24 protein-coding genes and 1 pseudogene are annotated in these 26324 nt (G+C 58.2%); 21 read left to right on the top strand and 4 right to left on the bottom strand.

Annotated elements, in window-relative coordinates:
• Positions 1-205: 205 nt before the first annotated feature.
• The 3 genes from AC1A0G_RS11620 to AC1A0G_RS11610 are packed head-to-tail and all read left to right on the top strand — an operon-like array spanning position 206 to position 1731.
• Entirely contained in the window at positions 206-1030 is an 825-nt protein-coding gene (locus AC1A0G_RS11620; protein WP_476529907.1) for an HAD family hydrolase, read from the top strand.
• A 2-nt stretch (positions 1031-1032) separates the two neighbouring features.
• Positions 1033-1404, top strand: coding sequence for a DUF4160 domain-containing protein (locus AC1A0G_RS11615; RefSeq protein ID WP_476529909.1), 372 nt, complete (start codon positions 1033-1035; stop codon positions 1402-1404).
• 15 nt (positions 1405-1419) lie between these two features.
• Complete coding sequence (locus AC1A0G_RS11610; RefSeq protein WP_476529906.1) at positions 1420-1731, top strand: DUF2442 domain-containing protein; 312 nt, start codon at positions 1420-1422, stop codon at positions 1729-1731.
• A gap of 81 nt (positions 1732-1812) precedes the next feature.
• Here AC1A0G_RS11610 and AC1A0G_RS11605 read toward each other — a convergent pair whose 3' ends face one another.
• Positions 1813-3084 (bottom strand): MFS transporter, encoded by a 1272-nt coding sequence (locus AC1A0G_RS11605; protein WP_476529904.1) that lies wholly within the window; start codon positions 3082-3084, stop codon positions 1813-1815.
• A 150-nt stretch (positions 3085-3234) separates the two neighbouring features.
• On the bottom strand, positions 3235-3897 hold the full coding sequence (locus tag AC1A0G_RS11600; protein WP_476529902.1) for a TetR/AcrR family transcriptional regulator: 663 nt from the start codon (positions 3895-3897) through the stop codon (positions 3235-3237).
• A gap of 250 nt (positions 3898-4147) precedes the next feature.
• Between AC1A0G_RS11600 and AC1A0G_RS11595 the strand changes: the two genes are divergently transcribed.
• From AC1A0G_RS11595 to AC1A0G_RS11580, 4 genes are all read left to right on the top strand, one after another.
• Positions 4148-5164 carry an IS1595 family transposase gene (locus AC1A0G_RS11595; RefSeq protein ID WP_476529900.1) on the top strand — a complete coding sequence of 339 codons (1017 nt, stop codon included), beginning with the start codon at positions 4148-4150 and terminating at the stop codon, positions 5162-5164.
• A gap of 51 nt (positions 5165-5215) precedes the next feature.
• Positions 5216-5398 carry a type II toxin-antitoxin system RelB/DinJ family antitoxin gene (locus tag AC1A0G_RS11590; RefSeq protein ID WP_476529898.1) on the top strand — a complete coding sequence of 61 codons (183 nt, stop codon included), beginning with the start codon at positions 5216-5218 and terminating at the stop codon, positions 5396-5398.
• On the top strand, positions 5395-9234 hold the full coding sequence (locus AC1A0G_RS11585; RefSeq protein WP_476529896.1) for an N-6 DNA methylase: 3840 nt from the start codon (positions 5395-5397) through the stop codon (positions 9232-9234). The genes AC1A0G_RS11590 and AC1A0G_RS11585 overlap by 4 nt, the downstream gene beginning before the upstream one ends.
• Positions 9235-9881: 647 nt before the next feature.
• Positions 9882-10694: a hypothetical protein gene (locus AC1A0G_RS11580; RefSeq protein WP_476529894.1), complete on the top strand. Its 813-nt coding sequence runs from the start codon at positions 9882-9884 to the stop codon at positions 10692-10694.
• Positions 10695-11040: 346 nt separating this feature from the next.
• Here the strand turns inward: AC1A0G_RS11580 and AC1A0G_RS11575 are convergent, their stop codons facing one another.
• Positions 11041-12054, bottom strand: coding sequence for an AraC family transcriptional regulator (locus AC1A0G_RS11575; protein WP_476529892.1), 1014 nt, complete (start codon positions 12052-12054; stop codon positions 11041-11043).
• 186 nt (positions 12055-12240) lie between these two features.
• Between AC1A0G_RS11575 and AC1A0G_RS11570 the strand changes: the two genes are divergently transcribed.
• From AC1A0G_RS11570 to AC1A0G_RS11540, 7 genes and pseudogenes are all read left to right on the top strand, one after another.
• A complete protein-coding gene (locus AC1A0G_RS11570; RefSeq protein WP_476529891.1) occupies positions 12241-13443 on the top strand; it encodes an MFS transporter in 1203 nt (400 codons plus the stop codon).
• A 90-nt stretch (positions 13444-13533) separates the two neighbouring features.
• A complete protein-coding gene (locus AC1A0G_RS11565; RefSeq protein ID WP_476529889.1) occupies positions 13534-13749 on the top strand; it encodes a hypothetical protein in 216 nt (71 codons plus the stop codon).
• Positions 13750-13973: 224 nt separating this feature from the next.
• The gene (locus tag AC1A0G_RS11560) at positions 13974-14654 is read left to right on the top strand and encodes a class I SAM-dependent methyltransferase (RefSeq protein ID WP_476529887.1); all 681 of its coding nucleotides are present in this window, start codon (positions 13974-13976) and stop codon (positions 14652-14654) included.
• Positions 14655-14743: 89 nt separating this feature from the next.
• Positions 14744-14803: pseudogene (locus AC1A0G_RS11555) on the top strand (hypothetical protein); the annotation flags it as partial.
• 270 nt (positions 14804-15073) lie between these two features.
• A complete protein-coding gene (locus AC1A0G_RS11550; RefSeq protein ID WP_476529911.1) occupies positions 15074-15376 on the top strand; it encodes a hypothetical protein in 303 nt (100 codons plus the stop codon).
• 183 nt (positions 15377-15559) lie between these two features.
• Positions 15560-15916 carry a hypothetical protein gene (locus tag AC1A0G_RS11545; RefSeq protein ID WP_476529886.1) on the top strand — a complete coding sequence of 119 codons (357 nt, stop codon included), beginning with the start codon at positions 15560-15562 and terminating at the stop codon, positions 15914-15916.
• A 187-nt stretch (positions 15917-16103) separates the two neighbouring features.
• Positions 16104-17414 (top strand): hypothetical protein, encoded by a 1311-nt coding sequence (locus AC1A0G_RS11540; protein ID WP_476529884.1) that lies wholly within the window; start codon positions 16104-16106, stop codon positions 17412-17414.
• Between the two features lie 252 nt (positions 17415-17666).
• Here the strand turns inward: AC1A0G_RS11540 and AC1A0G_RS11535 are convergent, their stop codons facing one another.
• Positions 17667-19241 (bottom strand): MFS transporter, encoded by a 1575-nt coding sequence (locus AC1A0G_RS11535; RefSeq protein ID WP_476529882.1) that lies wholly within the window; start codon positions 19239-19241, stop codon positions 17667-17669.
• Between the two features lie 146 nt (positions 19242-19387).
• On the opposite strand from AC1A0G_RS11535, the gene AC1A0G_RS11530 reads away from it, so the two are divergent.
• From AC1A0G_RS11530 to AC1A0G_RS11500, 7 genes are all read left to right on the top strand, one after another.
• Entirely contained in the window at positions 19388-20008 is a 621-nt protein-coding gene (locus AC1A0G_RS11530; RefSeq protein WP_476529880.1) for a helix-turn-helix domain-containing protein, read from the top strand.
• A gap of 137 nt (positions 20009-20145) precedes the next feature.
• Positions 20146-21465 carry an MFS transporter gene (locus tag AC1A0G_RS11525; RefSeq protein ID WP_476529878.1) on the top strand — a complete coding sequence of 440 codons (1320 nt, stop codon included), beginning with the start codon at positions 20146-20148 and terminating at the stop codon, positions 21463-21465.
• Between the two features lie 146 nt (positions 21466-21611).
• A complete protein-coding gene (gene dtd, locus AC1A0G_RS11520) occupies positions 21612-22097 on the top strand; it encodes a D-aminoacyl-tRNA deacylase (protein WP_476529877.1) in 486 nt (161 codons plus the stop codon).
• Between the two features lie 94 nt (positions 22098-22191).
• Positions 22192-23781, top strand: a complete 1590-nt coding sequence (locus AC1A0G_RS11515; protein WP_476529876.1) for a S10 family peptidase — start codon at positions 22192-22194, stop codon at positions 23779-23781.
• 69 nt (positions 23782-23850) lie between these two features.
• A complete protein-coding gene (locus AC1A0G_RS11510) occupies positions 23851-24168 on the top strand; it encodes a hypothetical protein (RefSeq protein ID WP_476529874.1) in 318 nt (105 codons plus the stop codon).
• Between the two features lie 75 nt (positions 24169-24243).
• Entirely contained in the window at positions 24244-24891 is a 648-nt protein-coding gene (locus AC1A0G_RS11505; RefSeq protein ID WP_476529872.1) for an alpha/beta hydrolase, read from the top strand.
• A gap of 89 nt (positions 24892-24980) precedes the next feature.
• Positions 24981-26081, top strand: a complete 1101-nt coding sequence (locus tag AC1A0G_RS11500; protein ID WP_476529870.1) for a glycosyltransferase — start codon at positions 24981-24983, stop codon at positions 26079-26081.
• The last annotated feature ends 243 nt before the right edge of the window (positions 26082-26324 follow it).

Here is a 26324-nt window from a genome sequence, read left to right as displayed (position 1 = left end):
GAAGCGTCTGCACGCCTCCCTGGGCTACAGGACACCGGAACAGGTCGAGAACGAGTATTATCAAAAGCAGATGGCACAAGCCGTCTCATAGCAGAGACGGAACAAAAATCAGGCCACTTCAAAGGCCCTCAGTTATTCCTGTTATAATTGATCTTTTTGCCGGACACGATTATGCGCATCGCTTTATGCGCGAACGGGGGCCGTTATGAGTCTTAAGTTGCCGATTCTCGTTGTTACCGATCTCGATGGCTCGTTACTCAACGAGAACCAGCAGGTCTCTTCTCGATTACAAAACATGCTTGACCGAGCTAAAAATGCTGGTGTTCTTTTTGCCGCGGCGTCAGCGCGTCCGTTCCGCTTAGCAAAGCAGGTACTAGAACCGGTATTGCCTTTATTCTCCGCTTTGTTTGTATCTAACGGCGCACAGATTGTGGATACAGCCACGTGCCATGTTATTCATTCCGAACCGCTTGATGAGAGACAGTGTGTTGACATTATCACTGTGCTGAAAAAGAAGTATCCGAAGGCTGGATTCGGGTGGGAGTACGGGGAAGGATTCGGTTGCGATCAAGCATTTTGGGATCTGCGCGCGCATGGGGGAATACTGCGTGATCCGAATCCTCAACGCATGTCGTCAATTCCAAATGCTCCTGTTCTTGAGCTTGTCATGGCAACACCTGACTACAAGGCGGATCAGTATATTGACGGTTGCCGTGAGCTAATTGGTAGGGACTTTACGGTTACCGATTCCAGTGGTGGTGTTATGGAAATTTCAAATGCTCATGCGAACAAGGCGCATGCTTCACGGATCTGGGCAAAAAGCTTGGACGCTGATTTGAGGAATGTTATCGCTTTTGGTGATGGGCTCAATGATGTTCCATTGTTGCGCGCGGCAGGGATGGGCGTCGCTATGGCAAATGCTGATGATCGGATCAAAGCTATCGCTGATGCTATTGCTCCGTCCAACCAGCAGGATGGGGTAGGCGTTTTCCTTGCCGACTTATTAAGGGATGAGGGTCTTTTTGTGTGACCATGACCATGCACATGTCGATTGCCAGCGACGACGCTCCTGCTGCGGGAATATACTCAAGACAGCAGAAATTTAACTCATATGAGGTATCGGATGGGAGGTGCGGCATGCCGGAGCTGAGTCGGTTCTTCGGAATCATCGTTCGCATGATGTATCGGGACGAGAGCGAGCATCACAAGCCGCATGTCCATGTGTACTACGGCGATTTCAAGGCATCCATTGGCATCGACGGCGAGCTGTTGGCCGGCTCACTTCCAGCCAAGCAGTACAAGCTGGTGGTGGCGTGGCTCGTGTTGCATGAGGATGAGCTGTACAAGGCGTGGAACGAGGCTGTGTCCGGACGTCCGTTTGACCGTATCAAGCCGCTTTCGTGAGGAAAGGAACCCGTCATGTTTGAGATGAACGGCATCCTGTATGCGGATGAGCCCGCCCGGGAGCTGGAAATCCGTTCGGCTCGTGTCGCGGATGATCATGTCATGTTGGTGACGTTTTCCACGGGCGAGACGCGTCTGTGCGATTTCACCGAGATGTACGACGATGTTCCCGCTTTCACCCCGTTGCGGGATGAGAAGATGTTCGAGGATTTCCGTATCGACCATGGCATCCTGACTTGGCATGACGGTGATATCGACATTTCTCCCACGTATTTGTACGAACACTCATATGAATACGCCGCTCATGGCGAACTGGTTTCGGCATGAGCGGCGTAAAGCGATGGCGTCGAGTTCGATTCTCCTCAACGTCTAAGAGGGATTGTCATGGCCTTGGGCGGAGGGCATGCCTTAGAACCTCCGCGCTACGTGTGCGACCAATGGCAACATGGCAACGGCCAGCATGAACGTCATCGCCAGAACCGCTCCCGCTGGATAAACGCTGTACGCCCAGCCGTATGCGATCTGCCCGAGAGGCTGGGCGCACATACTCGTGGAGAGCGCGAGCGACATCACCTTGCCGGTCATGTCCTCGGGGCAGCTCATCTGGATCGCCGGCACGGCGATGAGGTTCGCGAGGGTGATGGCGACCATGGTTCCGCAGGTGCTCGCCGTGAGCACCACAAGGCGCACTCCGTCGACGGCGGGAAGCGTCATGGCGAGCGCCTGGGGCAGGATGGTGAGCGAGAAGGCGGCGATTGCTATCGGGAATCGCCGCTTGGAAAGCGACTTCGCGGCCCGTCCCCCGACGAGCGCACCGAGCAGTCCGGATACTCCCACGAGACCGTATGCAAGTCCGTACGCCGTGGAGTCGAACCCCAGCACGGTACGCACCATGTAGGGGAAGCCGACCTCCGCATATCCAGTCACCAGGAAGTTGAGCGCGGCGCAGAGCAGCACCAGATGCAGTACATGGGGACGCTCGCGGGTGAGGAAACGTCCGGCCGCGCGCAGGTCGTCCAGGGCGGAGGTTCGCTCATCGTCACCGCGTTCGGGAGCACCGATTCGGATGAAACATTCCACGGCGGCGGCCGTGCCGAATCCCACGATGGTAATGCCCATCATGGGCATGGCGCCCACCGCCGCGTAGAGCACGCCGCCGAGCACGGCGGGCACGAGCGTGCTCGTCTGGTTCATCGCGTTCACCACGGCCATGGCGCGGCGCATCACGTCCTCGCCGTGGGAGCGGAACATCTGCGGCAGCGCCGCCTGCACCGTGGGCGTCTCCATGGCATCGAGCACGGCGAGCATCACTTGCATCACGGCGATCGCCGCCAGATTGAAGCCGACAACCGAGAAGATCATGGCGCAGACGAGTACCGTTGCAGCGGAGAGCGCGTCGAGCGCCACCATGACGGTTCGGCGGTTCGTGCGGTCCGCCACCACACCGCCGAGGGGCGAGAGCAGGATCGTGGGCAGGATGCTTGCCGTGAGGATGGAGGCGAACGCCGCCGCCGAGCCAGTCTCGTCAAGCACCCACATGGACATGGCGAACCGCAACATGAGGTTGGCGAAGAGCGATATGCCGAGACCTGCGACGAGCAGGTAGAAGTCGCGTACGTGAAGAGGGTCCGTGGCTTGGTTCATTGATGGCTGTGCCGTATGTTTGAATGTGTTCGTCATCGTGGGATTCCTTTCCTTGGATATTCATGACCACCTATTCAGACCGACCGTCGGTCTGTTCTGGTGATAAAAAATGCGCCACAGCAAAAGGACGCACAAACGTCCTTTCACTTGGACGTCATAATCTGCAGGCCGGCGCTCGGGTACGGCCTATGCTGACGCCGGTGCCTCTTCTGACATCAGGTCCGCGAGGCCTTCGCCCAGCCGCAGGATGAGCGTTTCATCGAACACTGGCACACCGATGGCATCGAGCATCGTGGCGAGACAGCGGATGCGACGTTCCATGTCGGCATGGTCGGCGGGATAGAAGCAGGGCATGAGCCAGTAGTTGCCGAGGAGCGAGAGCAGCTGCGCCGCCTCCTCTGGGTACGTCGTGGGGATGGAACCGTCCTGCACTCCCATGTCGATGAGCGACCGGAAGGACTTCGGTAGCTCCGTCGACCAGAAGCGCATGTTCGCGGTAAAGAATGTGGGGTCTTTGAGAAGCGCAAGCTGGGAACGGACAAGATCCAAGTGGTTGGGGACGTCCACGGCGGAAATGATGAGTGCACGCAACTTCTCCAACGCGCTCATGTCGTCACGCTTGATGAGTTCGTCGAGGAGACGTGTGGTGACGGCCCACTCGTCGGCGTTTAGTTGGTCGAGGATCGCCTCTTTCGATTTGAAATGGTGGTAGAGTCCGCCCTTGGACAGCCCTAGGTCGTTCAGGATGTCCTGAATGGATGTCTTCTCGTAGCCCTTTTCAGCGAAGAGTCTGCGGGCGGAATCGAGAATTCGCTGCTCGGTCTCCTCGGGATGCGTATTGTGCGTCATGCGGTTCACCTTTCAATCTTGTCGCCGACAAGCATACAGACCGTCGGTCGGTCTGTCAAATGATCGAATAGACTATTATGCGCTGTACTTGAATATCCACAACAAGGCAGGGTGAAAAGACGGCAGGCATCGAGCTTAAATTCGATGTGTCCGAGGATAAATAAAGGCTCTGTTAAACCAGCTTTGACACAGGGGCTTTCATGTCCAATACTGTAGCTACACTGAGATTACAGTGCTGGAGGTGATGGCGATGAGGCTCGCGGACGACGTACGTAATCGACTCAGGGTCATGAACCCCGTCGAGCGCGAGAACGCGGTGCGAGAACTGCGCGAGGTCATCTACGAGGACGCCTACGAGACCATCGCCGATCGTGACGATGCTCTGGCTTGTCCACGCTGCGGCTCCATCTCCATCGTGAAGAAGGGGCATAATCCGAACGGTTCCCAGCGCTGGCAGTGCAAGGACTGCAAACGCACGTTCTCCAAAATGCGGGATACGTTGATCGGCCGGTCGAAGCTGCCGGTCGCCAAGTGGATGATGTACGTGGAGTGCTTCGTGGACTGCCTCGCCCTGCGCGAGTGTGCGAATCGCTGCGAAGTGTCGCTGCGTACCGCGTGGCTCATGCGCCGCCGCTTGCTCAAATGCCTCGAACGGTATCTGCCGAAGTTCACGGCCAGCGAGGGCGCGTCCGTCCAGTTAGACGAGACGTATCTGCGAGAGAGCTTCAAAGGCAACCACAGGAAGGGGAAGTTCGTGCTGCCGCGCCCCGCCCGCCATCGCGGCGGCTCCCTGCACAAGCGAGGCCTGTCCAAGGAGCAGATCTGCGTGATGACCGGCGTCACCGACTCGAACACCGCCTTCGCCGTGCTGAGCGGACGTGGCGTCATCTCCAAGCAACGCGCCATCGAATCGCTTGCCGGGCGTATCGGACGTGGTGCGCATGTCATGGCGGATGAGGCCGCCGCCTACCCCGGCGCGATGGAGATATTGGGCGCGGTGTTCGAGCAGGTGGACGCGAAGTCGCATCGCATCAACAGGATCAACACACTCCACTCGAACCTCGACGGATTCCTCGCTGGATTCAAGGGCGTAAGCACGAAGCACCTGCAAAGCTATCTGACGTGGTTCCTGTGGCGACGCTCGTTCCACGATGACAGGAACGACAGCATCATCCGGCAGGTGGACGCCCAACCGTGCCCGGGAGTGACCCGCGACTGGAACGGCGTCACGCCACCGTACATGGAGTATTGGAGCATGACCGCGTAGATTGCAAGTACACTGTACATATCCGATATTTGCAAGGAAAGGAGGAACGGCATGGCGAACACACCAACCACAACCATGCGCCTCGACCCCGAACTCAAAGACCGGGCCATGAAAGTACTGGAACCATTGGGGCTGAACATGACCGGAGCCGTCACCATCTTCCTCAAAGCAGTCGTACGCGAGAACGGACTGCCGTTCGACGTCAGAATGAACAGCAAAGAGGATGCCCGGTGATTACACGAGAGAATCTGACCGATTTCCTGAAAGTAGCCGGATTCGAGCCTCGCGATGGCAAATGGGCGCGCACATTCCCTCTTACCGGATGTTCCATAGTCGTTGACGCCGAGAACGAGACAATCACCTACCCGGAAGAGGAGGGATTCAAGGTCAATGAGAGGGAGACCTGCAACTTCTCGCATAACGAGAATTTCGTGGTCCTCGAATGCGTATGCCGTTTGCTTGAAAAGGGATACCGTCCGGAATCCATCGAATTGGAACGCCGATGGCCGTTGGGGCATAATCCGACGGGAGGTCGCGCGGACATTTGCATCGATGACGCCGACGGGCAGGGAAGCCTCGCGATCATCGAGTGCAAGACCTACGGTCAGGAGTTCGAGAAAGCGTGGCGCGACACGTTGAATGACGGCGCCCAGTTGTTCTCGTATTGGCAGCAGGATTCATCCACACGATGGCTCGTTCTCTACTCGGCCGGGTGGAACGGGGTCTCGCTCGTCCATACCGCGCATACCATCAGTTGCCGGGACGACGACAACTACAAGAACCTCGCCTCCAACGACGATACAATCCGCCTTTACGCGCAATGCGCGACGGCGGCTGATCTTTTCGACGTCTGGGACGGCACATATGACAAACGCGCGTTCGGCGATGTCCTGCTGGACCCGGATTCCAGGGCTTACGAACCCACCCTGCACCTGCTCCGCAAACGAGATCTGCTTCCCTTCAACGCCGAGGACATCAGAAACAACCGTATAGTGAACCGTTTCGAGGAGATTCTGAGGCATAACAACGTTTCGGACAAGGAAAACGCCTTCAATCGTCTGATCGCCCTGTTCATCGCGAAACTGGCCGACGAGCTGGGCAAAACGGATCAGCAGGAGGTCGAGTTCCAATACCGTCAGGGTGTCGACACATATGAGATGCTTCAGGACCGTCTGCAAAGGCTTCATCAGGAGGGCATGCGCGAGCTCATGCGAGAGGACGTCCTGTATGTGCCGAGCGACTACGCAGAACGCATCCTTCAGACGTATTCGGGGCACAACCGAAAAGGTTTCATGGATGAGCTGAACGGTACATTGCGGAAACTGAAGTTCTACACCAATAGCGACTTCGCGTTCAAGGACGTCCATAACGAGGAGCTGTTCCTCCAGAACAGCAAGGTCCTGGTCGAAATGGTGCAGCTGTTCCAGCCGTACCGGCTTACTGGGGACGGGGACTCCGTCGAAAGCCGCCGGGGCAACCAGTTCCTGGGCGATCTTTTCGAAAGGCTGCTCAACCAGGGGTTCAAGCAGAATGAGGGGCAGTTCTTCACGCCGGAACCCATCACTCGTTTCATATGGAAATCCCTGCCTTTGGAGGACCTGATGGCGGAATCGGGAAGCGGCGCGTTCCCCTCGGTCATCGACTATGCGTGTGGAGCCGCCCATTTCCTCACCGAAGGCTATGAGGAAATCACCCGAATCGCCGTCAGGAACGGTCTGGACGGGACAGACGGATGGGAAAAAGACCATCTGGTGGGCATCGAAAAGGACTACCGTCTGGCTCGCGTCTCACGCGTATCCCTGTTCATGCATGGAGCTGGGAACGGGGAGATCGTTTTCGGTGACGGGCTGGACAATCACCCGGACAAAGGCGTGTCCAATGGTCGGTACGACATATTGGTGGCGAACCCACCCTATTCCGTGAAGGCGTTCAAACCGCATCTCAGATTGCGTCAAAACGAGTTGGACGTTCTGGGCGTCATCACCGATTCAGGTTCGGAAATCGAAACGGCCTTCGTGGAACGCGCCTGCCAATTGGTCAAGCCCAATGGTCTCGCCGCGATCATCCTCCCCATCTCCATCCTCGATAAGACGACGGATAGTTTCATGGTCGCGCGCGCCGGATTGCTGGAATCGTTTGAGGTGAAGGCCATGGTCAGGATGGGCTCCGGTACCTTCGGGGCCACAGGAACGAACACGGTCATACTCTTCCTCCGAAAGATGGACGAGCCGCCGAAAAGAACCATGATCGCCGGCGACATCGCGGATTCCGTCTTCTCCTCCACGGATTCAGACGAATGGTCGGACATATCCGTCCTGCGACGATATCTGAACGTGGTCGGGGCGGACTGGGACGCATACCATGATTTCGTATCCCGGGCACGTCATTGGGACGAATACGCGGAAGACCCCCATCTGGGGGTTTACGCCAACGCGTTCCGCCGGTCCGCGGCGCTGAAGACTCTACACCGAAAGAAGACGTATCGGGATGCCGATGACACCGATCGGCAACGGCAGGAGGACCGATGCTTCTACGACATGTACAAGGAAACGGAAAGACAGCGCCTGTACCTGTTCGCGTTGATATACCCGGAACAGGTGCTCGTGGTCAATTCCCCGGGCGACTCCACATCCATCAAGGAATTTCTCGGCTATGAATGGAGCAATCGCAAAGGGAACGAAGGCATCAGAATCATCTCCGACGGAGGCATGCTCTATTCCCACGACGAGACATCCGAATCGTTGTCCTCTTTCGTGAAAGCATCATTCACCGGGCATGTCGGCATCGAAAACAGTCCGTTCTCCCAATACGGGTACCTTACGGATCTGACCTCGCTGATCGATTTCAACACGGAGAAGTTCACTGCGGCGATCAGGTCGACGGGACGCCCATACGAGCCCCGTCGATTCAAGGAGCATATCCAGTCCGTACCCCTTGGGCAGGTCGCCGAGATGGTGGCGGAATCAACCAGGACGGGCTCCGCCATCGATCCGGGTTCATACATCACCACGGAGAACATGGCCAAGGACAAGGGCGGCGTACGCCCCTACACCGGTGAAACCCCCGTTTCGGCCTCGCTCTACGCGGACGGAGATACGCTGACAGCCAACATCCGGCCCTATCTGAGGAAAATATGGAGAGCCGACCGGAACGGTTGCTGCTCCAAGGACGTGCTCGTGTTCCGGTCCAGGAACATCGACGTCCTAATACCCGAATACCTGTATCTCCTTCTATGGCAGGACGATTTCTTCTCATTTTCGATGAGCACGGCCAAGGGCATGAAGATGCCACGGGGCGACAAGGAGCAGCTGCTCAAATACCGGATACCATTGATTCCAATAAAGGAACAGCGGAGCCTATGCCATCGATTCGCGGAGCTGACGGAGCTCATCGAGCAGGAACAGGAGACGATTGCCGAAATCCAGGGAAACAGGGAGCGTCTGTTCCTGGAACTGTTCGGTGATCCCGTGGAAAACACGATGGGATGGCCCATGGTGCCTCTGTCCAATCTGTATGACGTGACTTCGGCCCAAAGGGTATATGCAAGTGAGCTCCAATCCCATGGAGTACCCTTCATTCGATTGGCGGATCTCAACATGATGATCGACGGCGAGTTGCCCGACGTCAAGGAGTTCATATCCTCCGAACGGTATGAGACTCTGGAATCCGAAGGTAAAACGCCCCATGAGGGAGATGTCCTCATCACAAGCAGAGGGACTCTCGGACGATGCTATACGGTCAAAGCCGGAGACCGATTCTACTTCCAGGACGGTATGGTCACCTGGTTAAGACGGACGCGCGAAAGCCCGATGGAACAATACGCTTCGGCCTTGTTCGATCATGCCGGATTCCGTCGGCGGCTGTCTCAGGGACGGGATGGGACGAGTGTCTCCTACCTGTCGATTGCCGATTTGGGACTTATCGAGATACCGGTTCCGGACAGACGAAAGCAATCGGTTTTCCAGAAGGAATCACAGGAATGGGAGCTGCACGACCGGGAGACGCAACGGAGGCTTGAAGACCTTATTCGGCGGAGAAACGACCTGCTTGGCGATCACGTTCTGGGTTGACGACTGATGTTGGAGCGGTGCGTTTCGAGTGGGATGCTTGCCTGACCCATTCGAAACGCGCCGCATCCCATTTTCGTTATCCTTAATAGGTCACTCCTCAATAGAACCTTTCAAATTTTGCCACATTAAGTCAACCCTGGTCACAAAACCATATTGTTTCCTTTTTCCCTATGTCAAAACTGGTTTAACAGAGCCTAAATAAATGACTTTTGAAAAATGGCTCGATTTCAATGTCTGGATGACTATCCGCCGACTGCGCAAGTGTGAGGGGAATGGACGGCTGTTGCGGTACGGCAAGTCGGTCGAGTTCAAGTTCAATGTCAGCAAGAGATTGCCAGATAGCATCGAGAGGGCCTTGGAATCCCGGTGATTCCAAGGCTTTTTTCTTGGGTTGAAAATTGAATGACTCCAACGTTGCCGTCTATGGCAGGGGCATGTTACGACTGTCGATTGAGGATAGACCTGCTGATATCATAAAACACATTCTGGCCATTTGGCTCGCCCTTCTCCGCGTTCCCGGAATCGATGTGGGTTCCCGGTAGCGTCGTATTTTTCGTATCCTGTTCATTCCGGTTTTCGGCATGTTCTGGATAATCCGTCTGCAACAGAACGCACGCCCCATACAGGGAGAGGGCAAAGGAGAGCTTATGCGATATATAAGGGCAATTATCACGGCACTTGTATGCGTGGCGCTGAGTATTTCATTGACGGCCTGCGGAGGAACCGGCGATGGCTCGTCGGCATCGACGTCTAAGAACAACGCATCGGTCGATGTTGACGAGATGAGCGATGAGGAACTCTACAAGATGGCCGACAAGTGCCTCCCCAAATTCTGGAAGGACCGCGAGGAACAGTACGAGTCGGCCGGTCATACGATTGACCGTAGCGCCGCCCTGCCGGCAACCAAGGAAGTGATGCGTTACCTCGGCACCGACTGTCTGCCGAAATGGATGCACAAGAACACCGACAAGATCGTCGAACAGATGAAGGGCAACCAATACCAGTGCCCCGATATCGATAAAGACTACAATGACTGTGCCATGGCATCCGTCGGCGGTTATCTCGGCTCCTCCACTGCGACCGTCAGGCTAATGAAGGATCCCGGGGAAGAACCCCCGTCCTTCTTCCGCAACGCAACCGGAATGGAACGATCCTTCAAAGGTGACGACGATTCACCGGTTATCAACTTCTCCTACACCAAGACCGACTACACCGACGACCACCCGAACGGCATCCAGCAGAACTACAGCATCGACGCGGCGGTAGACACCGACGGTCTTCTGTTCAGCCCACCACAAGACGGTATAGAACCGTACGTCGATATTCCAGGCAGCGAGTTTGACGGTCTTATAGTTCTCGACCTCAACGAGGACCATATCGTCCTGCTTTACGCCTACGTCTCCCACTTCCCTCATACCTATCCGGACGTCAACTACCTACTCGAACTGAAAAAGGTCTGACAATTGTAGATACGACAAGTGGAGAGCATTACATGGGATTATTTGATGGGTGAGACCGAGACTCACATATTATCATCCGCCGTTTCATCATGATGCGTTTGCTTTATGGGCATGCATGCCGTTATGGAATATTGAATTAGGGCGTGGCATGCCGGAGCCGAGTCGGTTCTTCCCAAGCAGACTCATTGGCGGTTGTAACGTCAGCAAGAAGTGATTGCTGCATAGCGCTGAGGGCCTTGGAATCCCAGTGATTCCAAGGCCCTCATTGTGTATTTGTACGTTGAGGTTGGCTTTGCTGCCGTTCGCTGCGGATGGCGGAGCAGTGGCCGGCAACTGCTTTGCATCCTCATGTTGCCAGCTCTCGGTCTCGCCATTGGCGTGGGGTGGCGTCCATGTGCCGTCGGAACACATAACTGAAATAGGCGGGTGACGAGAAGCCGCATGCCTGTGAAATCTCCTTGATGGACATGGTTCCCTCGGACAGCAACTCGCGGGCCTTGCCAAGGCGATAGTCGGTCAGGTAGTCGATCGGCGTCTGTCCGGCATATGTGCGGAACAGTTCGCAGCAAACGCGACGGCCGACTATACCGGCTCGCGCGATGTCGTCAAGGGTGATCTTGTGTGATGCGTTGGCGCGGATGAAGGCCATCATAAGCAGGAAAGATCTGAACTCAGGCCCCGGATCGTTTGCCGCGGCATGTGCCGATGAAGGAGCTGGGTATTCCGAGGTCCTTTGGTCCACCGTCTTGGGTTCGGCGGTAATGGTTCCTTCGTTGATTCTTTCCAACGCCAGAAAGCACAAGTGTGCAGACTGGGCGACTGCCGGCAGTACCGTCAGCGCGTCGCCCGTCTCCTGTTGCCTTTCGCACCGGGACATCAGTCGTTCGAGCTCGTCGATACCGAACAGCAACGTGCGGTCCCGTTCGCGGGTTGAGTCGAGTACGACGTAATCAGGGGTGGTGTCATCCATGCGTTTGAGCATGGCGGCTGCCATTGGCGCATACATCGCGCCTAGCAGTGAAGCATCGATTACCGCCGAGACGAATCCGGCATCATCGCCGTCGTCGCATACCAGATAGTGCATGCGACGCGAGTTGATGAAGATGCCTTTGCCTGCACGCAACGGAATGAGCGCGCCGTTGACGAATACGCGTGGATGGCCGTTGAGAACATGGATGAATTCCAGGTCGCGATGCCAATGGCACGCCATGCGGAAGCCATAGCGGCTCATGCCGTCGCGTCTCGCGTACATCGGCAATCCCGGCAGATTGTAGTGCGGGGTTTCCGAAAGATCGGAGAAAATGGTCAGAGGATTGGAACTCTTCGGAAAGGTCTGATCAATCGTTCGCTCGGCAGTCATTGTTGTCACGATTTCTATAGTAATGGAAACTATAGTGATGGTTCGTCTCGTATCTCATCGAGTTTGTATCACTATCATAACAGTAGTTTTTAGGTGAGTGATGTGAACATATCGATAGTCATGTTCACCTTATTTCGATAGTTAATCATGCCATTCAGGAAAGGATGATTCATAGTGGATACTACGATGACGCGAAGCGGAGCCCGGTTCTTCACGGTGCCGGTCATCACGCTTATCGCGTTGACGTTTTTGCTGGGACTGAGCGAGTTCATCGTGGTTGGCGTCATGCAGCCGATTGCTTCGGACATGCGTGTTTCGTTGGCGGCCATCGGCTCGTTGGTCTCCGTCTTCGCGCTCGTATACGCGCCGATGACTCCAATCGGAGCGGCCGTATCCGCCAAATTCAATCGGTTCCATGCCCTGATGGCAATGACGGGCATCTTTCTTGCCGGTAATATCCTGTGCGCCATTGCCGTGAATTACCCGATGCTGCTGGTGGGGCGCATCATCATCGCCACAGTGAGCGGACCACTCGTGGCCGTGCCCATGACGTTCGCGCCGGATCTGGTCGGCTCATCTGATCGGCCCCGGTTCATGTCCTGGATCTTCTCCGGCATCTCCATCGCCGCGGTCTTCGGCGTGCCGATCGGCACATTCATCGCACAGCAGTTCGGTTGGCGCTGGTCGTTCCATCTGATCAATCTGCTGACCGTGCTCGTCATCATATCGATGCTGCGCTGCCTGCCACGCACCTCATATACGACCGGAACCACGCGTTTCCTGCCGCAATTCCGTCTCTTTACCGACGTGCGGGTCTGGTACGGCATGCTTGCGGTCGTTTTCGGCGCAGCGGCGACATACTCCTTCTATACATATCTTTCCCCCATCCTCACCGAGGAAATCGGCGTCCCTGAGCAGTACTTGAGTCTTGCCCTGACCGCGATTGGTCTTGCGGCGTTGTGGTCCAATCTGTACAGCGGCAAGTTGGCGGCGCACGGCACCGGCTCGCAGCCGATCATCGGATTGATTCCGCTGTACCTGTTGCAGGCCGTCTGTCTGGCCGTGCTGCCGTTCGCAAGCATGATTCCGGCGCTCGGGGCCATGGACCTGCTCGCACTGGCCTGTCTCATGTACCTGCAGAATTCGCCGTCGCAGGTACTGCATACCGCCATCGCCGCCGAACGGTTCCCCTCGTCCATGACGTTGGCCTCTTCGATGAACGCGATGGCATTCAACATAGGCATAACCTTGGGCTCCACCATCAGTGGACTGGCCATGACGCATCTGGGACTGCGTTGGCTCGGCCTCTTCGGCGCGGTGCTGGCATTGGGTTCGGTCGGCGTGCTGATGCTGCTCAAGCGCACGGAATCGCGCGGCATCGCGTGCTAGCTCTGGCTGCTGTTTCAACAATACTCAACCCAACAATGAAGTAGCCATGAGAACAGTGCTGTGTTCGCCCGCACGAAGGATCTTCGCCTGATGGCTCGGGCCGCCTTTGGACTAAGCACCGCGTACGGCGAATGGGAGACCGCCTCCTTTGCCGCCCGTCAGTTCCTGGGTAGCGCGATGCTGCTGCATGACGACGAATCCACGGCAAAGGCCGCCGAACTTGATCTGCAGGTAACGCCGGAATCGGACACGGAACTGCGACAACTGTTCGAGCAGCACCTACCTGATAGCGGACGGTTGGCATAATTACGCTGATTATGACGACAGGCCGGTACGGAACCCACCTGTTTGGTGTTAGTCTGAGGGTGTTGTTCGAAGCAGTGGCTTCTCTCCTTTCTCCGACCGGGAATCCGTGAGTGCGTCGTAGTTTTCGCATCCGGTTCCGGCGACTTGCCGGCATATGACCTCACGACAGCAGTCCGGGTCTCATATCGGGCATCGGATACACGTCAACGGATACGGATACGAGGATGGAAGCCATGGAAAGCGGAGCGAAGGCAACGTTCTGGAACGTCTACGCCACGGTCTATGACGCCATCTGGCGTGGAGCCGCCGGCACCCGGCGTATCGATGCGCTGTTGGAATCGAACACGGATGCCGTGGCGCCTGATGTGTGCGTTGATTTGGGTTGCGGCACCGGATTGTCGGCGATGCCATTGCATGAACGTGGCTGGCACGTCATCGGCGTGGACCGGTCCGAGGCGATGCTCACGCGGACTGTTCAGAGCGGACGGGTCGATGAGACGCTGCGCGCCGACGTCACGGCCGTTCCACTTCCCGATGGATACGCTCGACTGGTGCTGCTCGTCAACATCCTTCAGGTTTGTCCGGAACCGGAGCTCGCTATCCGCGAAGCGATGCGCCTGAGGGCGGACGACGGCATGGTCATCGCAGTCTGGCCGGATGATGCCGTCACATTAACCGATGTCTGGCGCGACGACATGCGAGGCGGCCGCGGGTTGCTCTCTTCCTGCGCCGCGGCGCTCGGACGGTTCGCCGTCGGCCTGGCCGGAGCTTCACTGCGTATGCGGACAAGAACCGGGCGGGAGATTGCAGATGCGCTGTGCTCGGCCGCTCATCGCGAAGCATTGGGCTGTGATGTCGGTGGGCTTGGTCCGCTGTCCGTCACATGCGTCATCGGATCGACGTAGAGACACCCGGTCCAGTCTGGACCACAACACTGTGATGTACGCAGATCGCCGGAAATCATCAACCGGCACCGAGAAGAAAGGAAACCATCATGGAAAGGAATGAAGGCAACGCCTTCTGCATCAGTTGCGGCGCGAAATTGCGCGAGGATGCGAAATTCTGTCCGCAATGCGGAGCAAAGCGGTTCATGTCGACAGCGCCGGTCGCGGCGTTGAATGCTGTTCCTGCGGCTCCGGCTTCCCCATCCGCCCCGGACCCGGCGCCAGCGTCCGGGTCATCGGCGATTGAGGTCTCCAGGTCGGTCGCATCGTCCTCGTCCGGGCTTCCGGCGGGGCCTGACGATTTGCTCAAGTTGCTCGCGCAGCCTGCACAGTCCGAACAACAGTCCACACGACCTCAACCCGTAGGTGCCGCACAGCCCGTGCAGCCGTCATCATCCTCTTCGTCGGCATCGTCGGTTTACTCGGACACGTCGCGTGAACGTCCGTCGGACCAGCGGGCAAGCACCAGCGAGGAGCCGAAGAAATCGGGAGGATTCTGGGACAAGCTCAGCTCGTTCTCCGATGGCGTCTCCACCGTCCAATGCATTGTGTTCGGCCTGATCTACCTCATCGGCGGTATCGTGGTGGCCTTCTCGCAAGGCTATTGGGCCAGTCTGCTCGCCAGCCTCTACGGCGTGTATCTGCTTTGGCCCAGCGACCACTTCAAGCTGCTCATCTGGTGATTCGGCGGCACGGATTGTCCCGATTCCATCGGTAGGGAAGACACGAAAGAAGAGAGTCATGAACGACGTCAACTCTGATGCGCCATCGCCTGAACATGTCGGCGTCCATGTCCAGGCTACGGCGCCACGGCCAATCGCTATGTTTCATACGAACAAATCAAACAACGAGAAAGTAGCATCATCATGAACACCAGCATCAACAGGATTTCCGGAAGGCTTGCCGCCTTGTGCGTGACCGTGTTCGCGCTTGGATCATTGGCGGCCTGTGGCGGCGGAATCGACCCCGACAAAGTCTATGAAGGCAACAACGCGCAGCAGGAGGCGGAACAGGCCGCGCTGGCCGTCTGCGACAGCGGCAAGGGCACCGTCACATCCGGCAACGCCAAAGGCAATTCCATCTCCGCGGAAAAGGACCAGCAAATCCTAGAAACCGTTACCTGCGACGGCAGTGGGAAACAAGTGGAGATCGTCATCGTTCGTTGGCCCGATGGCACCAACAAGCCGGGCTTCCGCGGATACAAACTTCAGCAGGTCAACTAACCGTTTTATTAATCCATGCATCTGAGAAAAGGAGAAAACACCATGATACGCTGCGCAAAATGCAATGCATCGAACAATGATGAGGCGCTTTATTGCGGTCTCTGCGGTAGTCGCCTGCAAAAATCCAATACCCCCCCCCGATGCTATACCTCCCGTAACGCATGACCAGTATCCGTCGGGTACTGGGATGCCTGCGGTGCAGGTTCCGGCATCAAAGTCTCCTTTGCTGAATTCCTCTAATTCCCCCAACGCTCAGCAAGGAGCCGGGAGCCAGAAGCCGCAAATCAATGCAAGCACCGATGCCAAGCATGGTTTCAAGTGGTCCGTACTCGGTGCGGGGCTGGCCATCGTGTTGATCGTGGCATTGGTGTCGTTCGGTGCTGCGCGGTCGTTCTCGCCTTCATCCGCTTCCAGCGGGAACCGGCAATCCTCCGCCGTGTCGGTGAATGATGCTCGAGAGGAACTGAAATCGACGCTTGCGGACCTGAAGAAAGGCATCGACGAAGCGAATGATGTCGTAGCCGACGCTTCCGACGCGGATGCGAAGACCTTGCGAGACGGCATCGATAAGGCGCAAAAGCTATATGACTCCACCACTTCGGAAATGTCCGGCGTCGATTCCGCCGACAAGCTGTCGACGTTGAGCAACCAGGTCTACCAAGAGAATACGTCATTGTCCGATTCCGTCAGCGCATACAAGACGGCGGTCAAGGAACGCATGACCTCGATGACCTATGTCCTCACCAACGATGCCGGCTACCAGTACCAGGTCTCCATCAAGAACCTGGGCGTGAGCGTGGAGAAGAACACTTCCGAAGGCGCCCCCGGAACGGTGGAATTGTCGTACAACACCACAGCAACGGCGACGATTACCAATATCACGAAGGATAAAACCGCACCGCTAATCTGCTGGGACAAAGATGCCTCTTGGAATGGGAACATGTACTCGCCGTGCAGTCATGAATCAGACGTGCATTACGGAAAACTTGTCCCCTTATACAGCAAGAACATGTGCAGCGCCGTTTCCGCAATTGGCGCGCGCAATTACAGCGATCTTTGTGCTCGGTATTCCATCGACGGCAAGGAATACTGGTCTTGGGTCAGGGACTTCAACTTATTCCCCTCGGAACAACTTGAAGAAGGAATCTATCATGAGTGGCAAAAAAGAATCAAGTCAGAGGAAAGCATCGAGGGATGGTGGGGACAATCCGGCCGCCTCCAAGACTCATCATCCGAGCCCACCACTGCAACCGTGAATGAGGAAGATTCCGATGCTTTACTGGAAGCCTTGCGGCAACCCGTGGGATGGGTGGTTGTGCTGCGTAACCAGGCAGACAGATACTCTAATTCCTTTGTTTATAATGGTACAGGCAGTCTCGGCACAATACAGATGACCACCAGCAAACTGTGGTACGATACAATGCGGGGGGAAATGAGAACCGATGGCAATGAAGAAGAGCTGTCATATTATTTGATGGCACGTACGCCTGGTATCTGACGTTCACCCAAGCAGCCGGCTTCTCATTGATCTGTCTAACCTCAGCGGATAGTTGACGTATATCTCGGGACATGGTTGACGGGCCTAGCCAAGAACGATGCGATTGGCAAGTCCGGACTTGGTGGCCGCGTGGGCGGTATGCCGTCGCGCTTATGAGGCGAACGCCAGCGCGACCATCGCCCGCGCGCTGGATGGCCAACATGCCAAAACCGCGTTGGATGATCTGCTCATTACCTCGTGCTGGGCAATGAATCAATACGTGTTCTCTCTGCAGGAAAGGGGATCTGAACACGCGTCTACGCCATCCGTCGGGCTTCCGCGTGACGTCCTGTGGGATATCAGCGCGACGATGCCGAGAGTGACGACGATGATCATGGCCGCCGTGGCGAAGCTGCCGGTCATCGCGGATTCATAGGCGCGGGAGGCGACCTGTCTCATCAGGTCACTCGCCGCGCCCGCGAATCCGGTCGCCTGTTGGAAGTCCAGCGTTACGGAGCCGGCGGATTGCGGATTCAGTCCGGCGGATTGCGCGAGATCGTGGAATACCGTCATATACAGTCCGCTTTGTATGCTGCCGAAGATTCCCACGCCGATGATGGAGCCGAATTGCCGGAACACGGTCAGCAGACTGGAGCCGGCTCCGGATCGCTCGACCGGCACCCGGCTCATGGCCCAGGTCAGCATCGCCGGCTGGCCGATGCCCAATCCGAATCCCGCCACGGTCTGTCCGATCAGCACCGTCGATTGTGTTGCCGCGTCGCCGGTCCACAGCATGGCGGCGCCGATCGTCAGCATGCCGGCGGCCAGACATCCCAAGGCCAGCAGACTCGTGCCGCGCGAGCCGATGCGGGAGACGACCCAATCGTTCATCCGCGATCCCACGATGGACGCGACGACCAGCGGCATCAGCAGTAGTCCGCCCGCCAGCGCTCCGTGACGCAACACCGTCTCCAGATAGGCCGGCATGATGAAGATAATGCCGTACATCGAGAAGTTCAGCATCGTCAACGCCGGCGCGCAGGCGGCAAACGAGGGGTCACGCATCAGACCGAGTGCCATCAACGGATTGCGGGACGCGCGGTCATGCAGCACGAATCCAGCAATCAGCATGGCGCCGGTTGCCATCGGAATCCATGCGCTCGCGACCAGCGCGCCATGTTGGGCATTGACCAGACCGGCCGAGAACAGGGTGAATCCGGCGAACATCATCGCCACCGACGTCCACGGCATATGCAGCGGCCGGGACCTGTGCGATCTGCCGGTCTGCGGGACGTTCATGCGGATGATCATGATCACGGCGAGGAACACCACGCCATCGAATCCGAAGATGCCGCGCCATCCCAGCGTCGCGGTGAGCACTCCGCCGACGATCGGGCCGAACGGGACGCCCAGCGTGCCGGCTATCGCCCACGCGGTCATGGCGTGGGATAGTCCGGAACCCCGGAACAGGATGCCGAGCAGCGCCTGTCCCATCGGAATGACCACGCCCGCACCGGCACCCATGATCGACCTTGAGACGAGCAGCACCGGCACGTTTCCGGCCATAAGACCGATAGCGGACGCGACGACGAACATGCCCAGTCCGGCGATCATGGTCTTCAGATGGCCGAGCCGGTCGCCGAGGAATCCGGCCAGCAGCACCACGGCAGCGAAGACGAGATTGTAGCTGGACACGATCCACTGTTGTTCCGCCATGCCCGCCCCAAGCGATTCGGCGATGTTCGGCAGCGCCACATTGAACGCCGTGGTGTTGACCATCATCACCAGTTCGGCGGCGCATAGGCATATCAAGGAGCGGTTCAGATTCTTCTTGTTCGTATCATCCATAAGCGACCCACTTAAGATACCAATAAGTTTCTTATCAACGTGACCTGATTATAGATATTCATCAATAAGAAACGCCGTGGTATCTTGTATAAGACGGCGTGAACGATATCGGTTACGAAAACCATGCCGCATATGGAGATGAACTCATGGAAATGAACACCGAACCAAAGCGGACGCGCCGCCGAGGCAAGGCTTTGGAGTCCGCCATTCTCGAAGCGGCGTGGGAACAATTGTCCGCGTGCGGCGCGGAGGAGTTCACCTTCGACAATGTGGCCGCCAGGGCGCATACCAGCAAGCCGGTGCTGTATCGCCGGTGGCCGAATCGTACGGAACTGTTCGTGGTCGCCGTCAAGTGGCACCGTGGGCGTGCCGCCATCGAACGCCCGGACACCGGAACGCTCAGAGGTGATGTCATCTCCATTCTGCTGCAGCTCAACCGCAAACAGTCCGATGCGGTGATGGTGCTGGCCAAATTCGGCGTCTATGCCAACTGGCTCGGCGTAAGCGCGCACGAGCTGTACGAGCGCACGATGATCAGCGACCGGCCCAGCATCATGATGGCCGTCGACAATGCGCGGGCGCGCGGCGACATCACCTGCGAACTGCCGGAATCGTTGCTGCGCATGCCAGGGGAGCTTGGACGCGCGATCATCCTGCGTGATATGCGTCCCTTGTCCGAAGCGGACATCGTCGCCACGGTCGACGAGCTGTTCCTTCCGCTCGTCGATCATTACGAACGACAGTCGCGAGCTGCCGCCGGCGTGTAATGTACCGGCGGATACGGTGAGTGCGACACGCGAGAGAGTTAACGATAATCTACAAAGGGGAGTATCGTGGCTGCCGTTTTCATCGACGACGATCATCCGTGGCGGGTGATCCCATGACGGAAAAGAGAGGAACCGAAATGACGTCGATCAGTATGCCGCAACAAAGCCAGGCCGGCCGCAAGAAAACGGTCGCGCCGGATACCAAGACTCCGCAATCCGGCGGCTCCAGCGTGGCCAACGAGCAGCAGCCGAAGCTGCCGTATCTCTTGTGCGCGGGCCTGTTCTTCGGTCCGCTGACGTGGATGGGTCCGGTGGGTGCCGGCCGCAACATCCTGACTCCGCAGATCTTCAGCAACCTCGATCCGGCCGGCAAGGTCGCGGCCGTCGCCCTGATGTCGTCGTTCGTGTCGCTGGCCGGCCTGATCGCCAACTTCGTGTTCGGCGCGCTTTCCGATGTCACCCGCACCCGTTGGGGCAAGCGCAAACCGTACATCGTCGGCGGCCTGATCATTCAGGCGCTCATGTTCGTCGTCATCGCCAACGTGGCCTCGATCGGCGCGATCATCGCCGGCTGGGTCGTCGTCGCGGTCGCGGAGAATGCTATCGCTGCCTCGATGGTCGCCCAACAGTCCGACCGCATCGCCCCGCGTTGGCGCGGCACCGCATCCATGTGCTGGGGCGTCGGCTGGACCTGCTGCCAGATCATCACCATCATCGCCTCGCAGTTCCTCGGCAACCCCCAGGCCGGCATGTACCTGCTCGCCGGCATCTCGCTCGTGCTCGGACTCGTCCACGTGCTGCTCATGAACGAGCGGTCCAACCTTGACGATCCACGCGTCCGCTTCGACGCTGGCGGTCTGCTCAGCCACTTCTTCCTGCCCGTCCACGGCGCGCGCGACTACTACCTCGCGCTCGGCGGCAAGCTGCTCATGGTCGTCGGCGGCACCTGCGTAAGCCTGTACCAGCTGTACATCTTCACCGACTACATCCACCTGAGCGTGGACGCCACCAAGATCGCGGTCGCCACCATGACCTCCATCTCCATGTTCACCGGCATCATCTTCGGTGTCATCGCCGGCCCGCTCGCCGACAAGTTCGGCCGGCTCAAGGCCCCGGTCGCGATCTCCGTCATCTTCATCGGCATCGCCGCGATCTTCCCGTTCATCTGGCCGCAGGCGTGGGCCATGTACGCGTTCGGCGTGATCACCGGCGTGGCGAACGGCGTCTACAACTCCATCGACGGCGCCCTCAACCTCGCCGTGCTGCCGAACAAGGACACCGCGGGCAAGGACCTCGGCATCATCAACTTCGCGAACACGCTCTCGCAGATCATCGGCACCGCGATCGCCGGCGGCATCATCACGCTGTTCGGCACCTACCGCGCCGTGTTCCCGGCGTCGTTCGTGATCTCGCTGCTGGGCGCGTGCCTGTTCTTCTGCATCCGGAAGGTCAAGTAGGTGTAAAACCTGCACGCGTGACGGCTGGCCGCGGCGAAGCGATCGAGTTTCGCTGCGGCCTTTTCGTTGCATACCTGCTGCATGCGTCCGTTCGGGCGCAAGCGAAATGCGGCGTCATCCGCCTGTGTCGTGGCATAATCGGCTGCATGCGTATCGTATTGCAACGAGTCTCACAGGCCAGCGTCGATGTATTGAATGAACTGGGAACGGTCGATCCCACGTTCGATCCGCAGCAGATCGGCCTCGGCTACATGCTGCTGGTCGGCGTGACCGACGCGGACGGCGAGCCGGAGGTCGCATGGCTTGCGCACAAGATCCTCAACCTGCGCGTGTTCGAGGACGAGCAAGGCAAGATGAACCGCTCCGTCCAGAACGTCGGAGGGGAGATTCTGTCGATCTCCCAGTTCACGCTGTTCGCCGACGTGCACAAAGGCAACCGGCCGAGTTTCGTCAAGGCCGGCGAACCCGTTCATGCCGAGTTGGTCTGGCGTGATTTCAACGACGCGCTGCGTTCCGGGGGAGTACCGGTGCGCGAGGGGCGGTTCGGCGCGCACATGCGCGTCGGCCTGGTCAATGACGGGCCGGTGACGATCGTGATCGACACCGATGTCGATATGCCGCACAAGGCGTAGGGCCGTTGATATGCGCCGGACGACATGCCGTAGAACATTTGTTCGATCTGTTTGATACAGTGATGGAACGATTCTCGAAAGGTTGGTGATCGCCATGAGTGACGACAACAAGACGCAGGACAAGCAGGCGACGGGGGAGAGCGCAGCGGCACCGGTGGCGCAGCATGACGGCAAGAAACTGCCGGAACCGTATGAGAAGACCACCCGACACGCGATCGTGATCGACGGCGAACACCTGACCTATACGGCCACCGTGGGCACCATCAACATCGACACGGCCAAGGTCAAGCCGGCCGCAAGCATCTTCTTCACCGCATTCAACCTCATCGACGGTGACGGCAACGTGGACACGGACCGCCCGGTCACGTTCATCTTCAACGGAGGCCCCGGATCGTCCACCACATTCCTGCTCATGGGCTCCATCGCGCCCAAGCGCATCGACGTGCCGGACGCGGCACCGGTGCCGGCGGCCCCATACCACCTGACCGACAATGCGCATACGCTGCTGCCCGCATCCGACCTCGTGTTCATCGACGCGGCCGGTGCCGGCTTCTCCGAGATCCTCGACGCCGCCAAGGCCGAACTGTGGTCGGTGGACGGCGATGTGGCGGGATTCAGCGCGTTCATCCGCGCATACCTGTCCAAATACCATCGCTGGAACTCGCCCAAGTACGTGCTCGGCGAATCCTACGGCACCACGCGCGGCGCGGCACTGACCTACCGTCTGCAACAGGACGGCGTGGCGCTCAACGGAGTCGTGCTCATCTCCAACATCCTCGACTACGCGTTCACGCTCGACACGTCCGACCAGTTCTACATCGGCTACTTCCCGACCTTCGCATCCGTGGCGAAATACCACGGCCGCGCGGCCTCCGATGCCGAGATCGCCGATCACCTCCAGGCCGCGCGCGCATTCGCGAACGGGCCGTTGCGCCTCGCGCTCGCGGCCGGCGCTTCGCTTGATGACGACACTAGGCACAAGGTCGCCGCACGCTATGCCGAATTGACGGGCCTGAGCGAACAGTATGTCTATGATTCCGACCTGCGCGTGGTCGACATGCGATTCCGCAAGGCGCTGCTGCGAGATGAAGACAGGATCGTCGGACGTTACGACGGCCGTGTCGCCGGCTACGATCTTGACCGCATGAACGACGAGGAGACGTTCGTGGTGGACGATGCGTTCCTCGACCCGGCATACTCCAGCCTGTGCAACGCATACCTGCGCGACGAACTCGGATGGGACCGTGTGCCGGAGCGTCGAGGCTTCGCCGACTTCGACTGGAGCGCCACCGAACCCGGTAAGGGATGGACATGGTGGCACGAGCAGCCGGACATGACGAAGTCCGCATGGGGCGCAAAGATCCCGTTCCCGAACGTCGTGCCCGATCTGGCCGCGGCGATCGCCCACCAGCCGACACTCAAGGTACTGATCGGCAACGGCATCTACGACCTGTGCACGCCGTTCTTCCAGACCGAATATGACATCGATCATCTCGGACTGCCGAAACCGCTGCGCTCCAACGTGGCGTTCACCTACTATCCGGCCGGGCACATGCTGTACTCGTCCGAGAAGAGCCTCGCCAAATTCACAGCCGACCTCAAGCGGTTCTACAGCGCGGACACGTCCGACCTGCCTACGCTGAACGAGCGTCCCGCACTGCCGGGCGCCGCGATCAACCTGTGACATGACATTTCGCGGGGCGGTTTGATCCTCCAATGACCATGCCGCCCCACCCATGAAAGGACACACCCAATGGCCACCGTCGCCGACTGGTCCAACATCGACCTGAGCAATATCGATCTCTCCAATCTCGATCTGTCGTTCGTCGACCGCATCGTATTGTGGTACGGCACATTGCCGTCCGCCGTGCAGACGCTGATCACCGTGGCGATCGGTGCGGCCATCTCCTATGTCGTGTTCAAAATCGTCGTCAAACTCATCAAAGGCATCATCACGTCGGTCGTCGCCGCGGTGCTCGCCTTCCTCTTGACGACGGTCCCCGGCAACCTGCTGTTGGCGCAGGCATTCGATCGTGTCGAACAGCAGATCTCCACCAGCGTGAACAAATAGAATCCACATTCCGCCATGATTATCCGAACGCGACACGTGCAGACGGGCCTTACGGATAATCGGAAAGGTCCTGACATGGACGTTACGCATGCATTGACGCATATCAGCGCGAATGGCGAGGAACCAGTGTTCCTGCTGCTGCACGGCTGGGGTTCCAACGAGCATGGCCTGCCGAGCCTGCTTGCCTACTGCGCGCAAGGTGCCGACTATGCTTCACTGCGCGCCCCGATCGCATACGGTATGGGCTACACGTGGTTCGGCACATGGGATTATGACGGTGTGCCGACCGGCGCGTCATTGGACGAGCAGGCGAAAACCGCAGGCGAGGCGATCGACCGCTGGGTGGCGGCGAACATCGCCGACGACCGCAGCATCGTGGTCATGGGTTTCTCACAGGGTGGTCTGCTCGCCGGAGAGATGCTGCGGCTCAACCCGCAGCGGTATGCGGCAGCGGTCAGCTTCTCCGGGTTCCTCGCCCATGCGCCGCTTGCGGGAGACGATGAACTGGCTCGGCTCAAGCCTGCGATGTTCTATGGCCGTGGCTCGGCGGATGACATCTTCCCTCAAAGCGAGATCCAGGCCATGTCCGATTTCTACTCGGCACATACCACGCTTACTGAGCGAGTGTATCCGGGCATGACACACAGCATCTGCATGGAGGAGATGCGTGATGTCGCCACGTTCCTGACCGACAACAAGCTGGTGCGGCCTCGCATCTGGTAGATGCGCATCCGCATGATGACGGTGCCATGCGGATACGGTGCCGGCGATATAGTGGGAATCATCGTTACCGCAGGGGATCGGAGCAGCAGATGACGATGCAGACAACGCAGACGGCGGACGGTGACATGCTGGTATCGGTGATCGTGCCGGTATACAAAGTCGAGCGGTATCTGGACGAATGCGTGGCCGGCATCGTCGCGCAAACCTACCGCAACCTCGAGATCCTGCTTGTCGACGACGGATCGCCGGATAACTGCCCGGCCATGTGCGATGCGTGGGCGGCACAAGACAGCCGCGTCCGCGTCATCCACAAACCCAACGGTGGCCTGTCCGATGCGCGCAACGCCGGCCTCGAACAGGCCACGGGCGATTGCATCTACTTCGTGGACTCCGACGACACCGTCGCCCCGAACCTCGTGGAACGTGTGGTGGCCACCATGCGTGAGTACGATGCCGATCTGGTCATGTTCCAATTCGACACGATCTCCGAAAACGACGTGCCGCTGGTATCGGACTACAAGCACAACGATTTCGACACCGTGATGGTCATGACCCCGGAAGAGGGCATCAAAGCGCAGGTCAAAGCCGAGATCGACGGGTACTTCTGGTCGTTCCTCGCTGCGGCGCCCATTTACAAGGATCACGGGTTCTCGTTCCCGGTCGGCCGCAAGATCGAAGACATGGCACGCATCTGCAACGTCATCGGCGAAGCGCATCGCATCGTACGCATTCCCGAAGTGCTGTACCATTACCGGCTGCGCAAAGGATCGATTACCAGCGGCTGGAACACGCAGCTCATCAGGGACTGGATGAAGGCCGCCGACGACCGCGAGGACTACATCCTTGCCAGATATCCGCAGCTCAAAGGATTCATGCGACTGCAGCAGCTGACGTTCTTCGCGAACCTCGACTACGAGACGATCCGTCAAAGCCTCACCGCAAGCCTCAACATCGACCCCGAGGACGCGAACGAACTGCGCCGCCGCATCGACAAACTGCGCAAGGACGCGGCCGATCACGGCGACGAAGTGCCCGAATCCACCAGTTCGCTGCTGGACGTGCTCAAGGATTCCGTGGACGACGCCGTCGACGACTTCAAAGACAACTTCAAGGAAATGCGCGACGATTGGATACGCATCAGCCGAAGCTGGAAGGAATACATGCACGACAAGGAAACGGACCGGGACTAGTACTTTGTCGAACTTAATGTGATGGGTCTGACGCTCCCCCAGTCGGCTTCGCCGACAGCCCCCTCAGCCGAGGGAGCCGAGAATAAAGAACATGTCAGTTTAAGTTCCGACAAAAGTAGTCTCAGCTTGACTTGGGTAGTGCCCGAGATCTTGCGCACTTTGGTCTTCGTCCGTCCCTGTGACGATGATCAGTTCGCTGCTGGTACGGTCTCACCGAGTCGGGACATGTCGAGGTAGCGTCGT

Source organism: Bifidobacterium sp. LH_230 (assembly GCF_056357555.1).
Note: the sequence above shows the minus strand (reverse complement) of the source record. Positions and strands in the feature narration are given on the sequence as shown.

Bases quoted from the DNA above. Each gene is read 5' to 3' on its own strand.
- AC1A0G_RS11595 (WP_476529900.1), top strand. From the start codon at position 4,148: ATGAGGCTCGCGGACGACGTACGTAATCGACTCAGGGTCATGAACCCC.
- AC1A0G_RS11610 (WP_476529906.1), top strand. From the start codon at position 1,420: ATGTTTGAGATGAACGGCATCCTGTATGCGGATGAGCCCGCCCGGGAG.
- AC1A0G_RS11510 (WP_476529874.1), top strand. From the start codon at position 23,851: ATGGCCACCGTCGCCGACTGGTCCAACATCGACCTGAGCAATATCGAT.
- AC1A0G_RS11600 (WP_476529902.1), bottom strand. From the start codon at position 3,897: ATGACGCACAATACGCATCCCGAGGAGACCGAGCAGCGAATTCTCGAT.
- AC1A0G_RS11530 (WP_476529880.1), top strand. From the start codon at position 19,388: ATGGAAATGAACACCGAACCAAAGCGGACGCGCCGCCGAGGCAAGGCT.
- AC1A0G_RS11570 (WP_476529891.1), top strand. From the start codon at position 12,241: ATGACGCGAAGCGGAGCCCGGTTCTTCACGGTGCCGGTCATCACGCTT.
- AC1A0G_RS11525 (WP_476529878.1), top strand. From the start codon at position 20,146: ATGACGTCGATCAGTATGCCGCAACAAAGCCAGGCCGGCCGCAAGAAA.
- AC1A0G_RS11620 (WP_476529907.1), top strand. From the start codon at position 206: ATGAGTCTTAAGTTGCCGATTCTCGTTGTTACCGATCTCGATGGCTCG.
- AC1A0G_RS11590 (WP_476529898.1), top strand. From the start codon at position 5,216: ATGGCGAACACACCAACCACAACCATGCGCCTCGACCCCGAACTCAAA.
- AC1A0G_RS11515 (WP_476529876.1), top strand. From the start codon at position 22,192: ATGAGTGACGACAACAAGACGCAGGACAAGCAGGCGACGGGGGAGAGC.
- AC1A0G_RS11565 (WP_476529889.1), top strand. From the start codon at position 13,534: ATGGCTCGGGCCGCCTTTGGACTAAGCACCGCGTACGGCGAATGGGAG.
- AC1A0G_RS11500 (WP_476529870.1), top strand. From the start codon at position 24,981: ATGACGATGCAGACAACGCAGACGGCGGACGGTGACATGCTGGTATCG.
- AC1A0G_RS11545 (WP_476529886.1), top strand. From the start codon at position 15,560: ATGAACACCAGCATCAACAGGATTTCCGGAAGGCTTGCCGCCTTGTGC.
- AC1A0G_RS11575 (WP_476529892.1), bottom strand. From the start codon at position 12,054: ATGACTGCCGAGCGAACGATTGATCAGACCTTTCCGAAGAGTTCCAAT.
- AC1A0G_RS11540 (WP_476529884.1), top strand. From the start codon at position 16,104: ATGCCTGCGGTGCAGGTTCCGGCATCAAAGTCTCCTTTGCTGAATTCC.
- AC1A0G_RS11580 (WP_476529894.1), top strand. From the start codon at position 9,882: ATGCGATATATAAGGGCAATTATCACGGCACTTGTATGCGTGGCGCTG.
- dtd (WP_476529877.1), top strand. From the start codon at position 21,612: ATGCGTATCGTATTGCAACGAGTCTCACAGGCCAGCGTCGATGTATTG.
- AC1A0G_RS11605 (WP_476529904.1), bottom strand. From the start codon at position 3,084: ATGACGAACACATTCAAACATACGGCACAGCCATCAATGAACCAAGCC.
- AC1A0G_RS11505 (WP_476529872.1), top strand. From the start codon at position 24,244: ATGGACGTTACGCATGCATTGACGCATATCAGCGCGAATGGCGAGGAA.
- AC1A0G_RS11560 (WP_476529887.1), top strand. From the start codon at position 13,974: ATGGAAGCCATGGAAAGCGGAGCGAAGGCAACGTTCTGGAACGTCTAC.
- AC1A0G_RS11615 (WP_476529909.1), top strand. From the start codon at position 1,033: ATGACCATGCACATGTCGATTGCCAGCGACGACGCTCCTGCTGCGGGA.
- AC1A0G_RS11535 (WP_476529882.1), bottom strand. From the start codon at position 19,241: ATGGATGATACGAACAAGAAGAATCTGAACCGCTCCTTGATATGCCTA.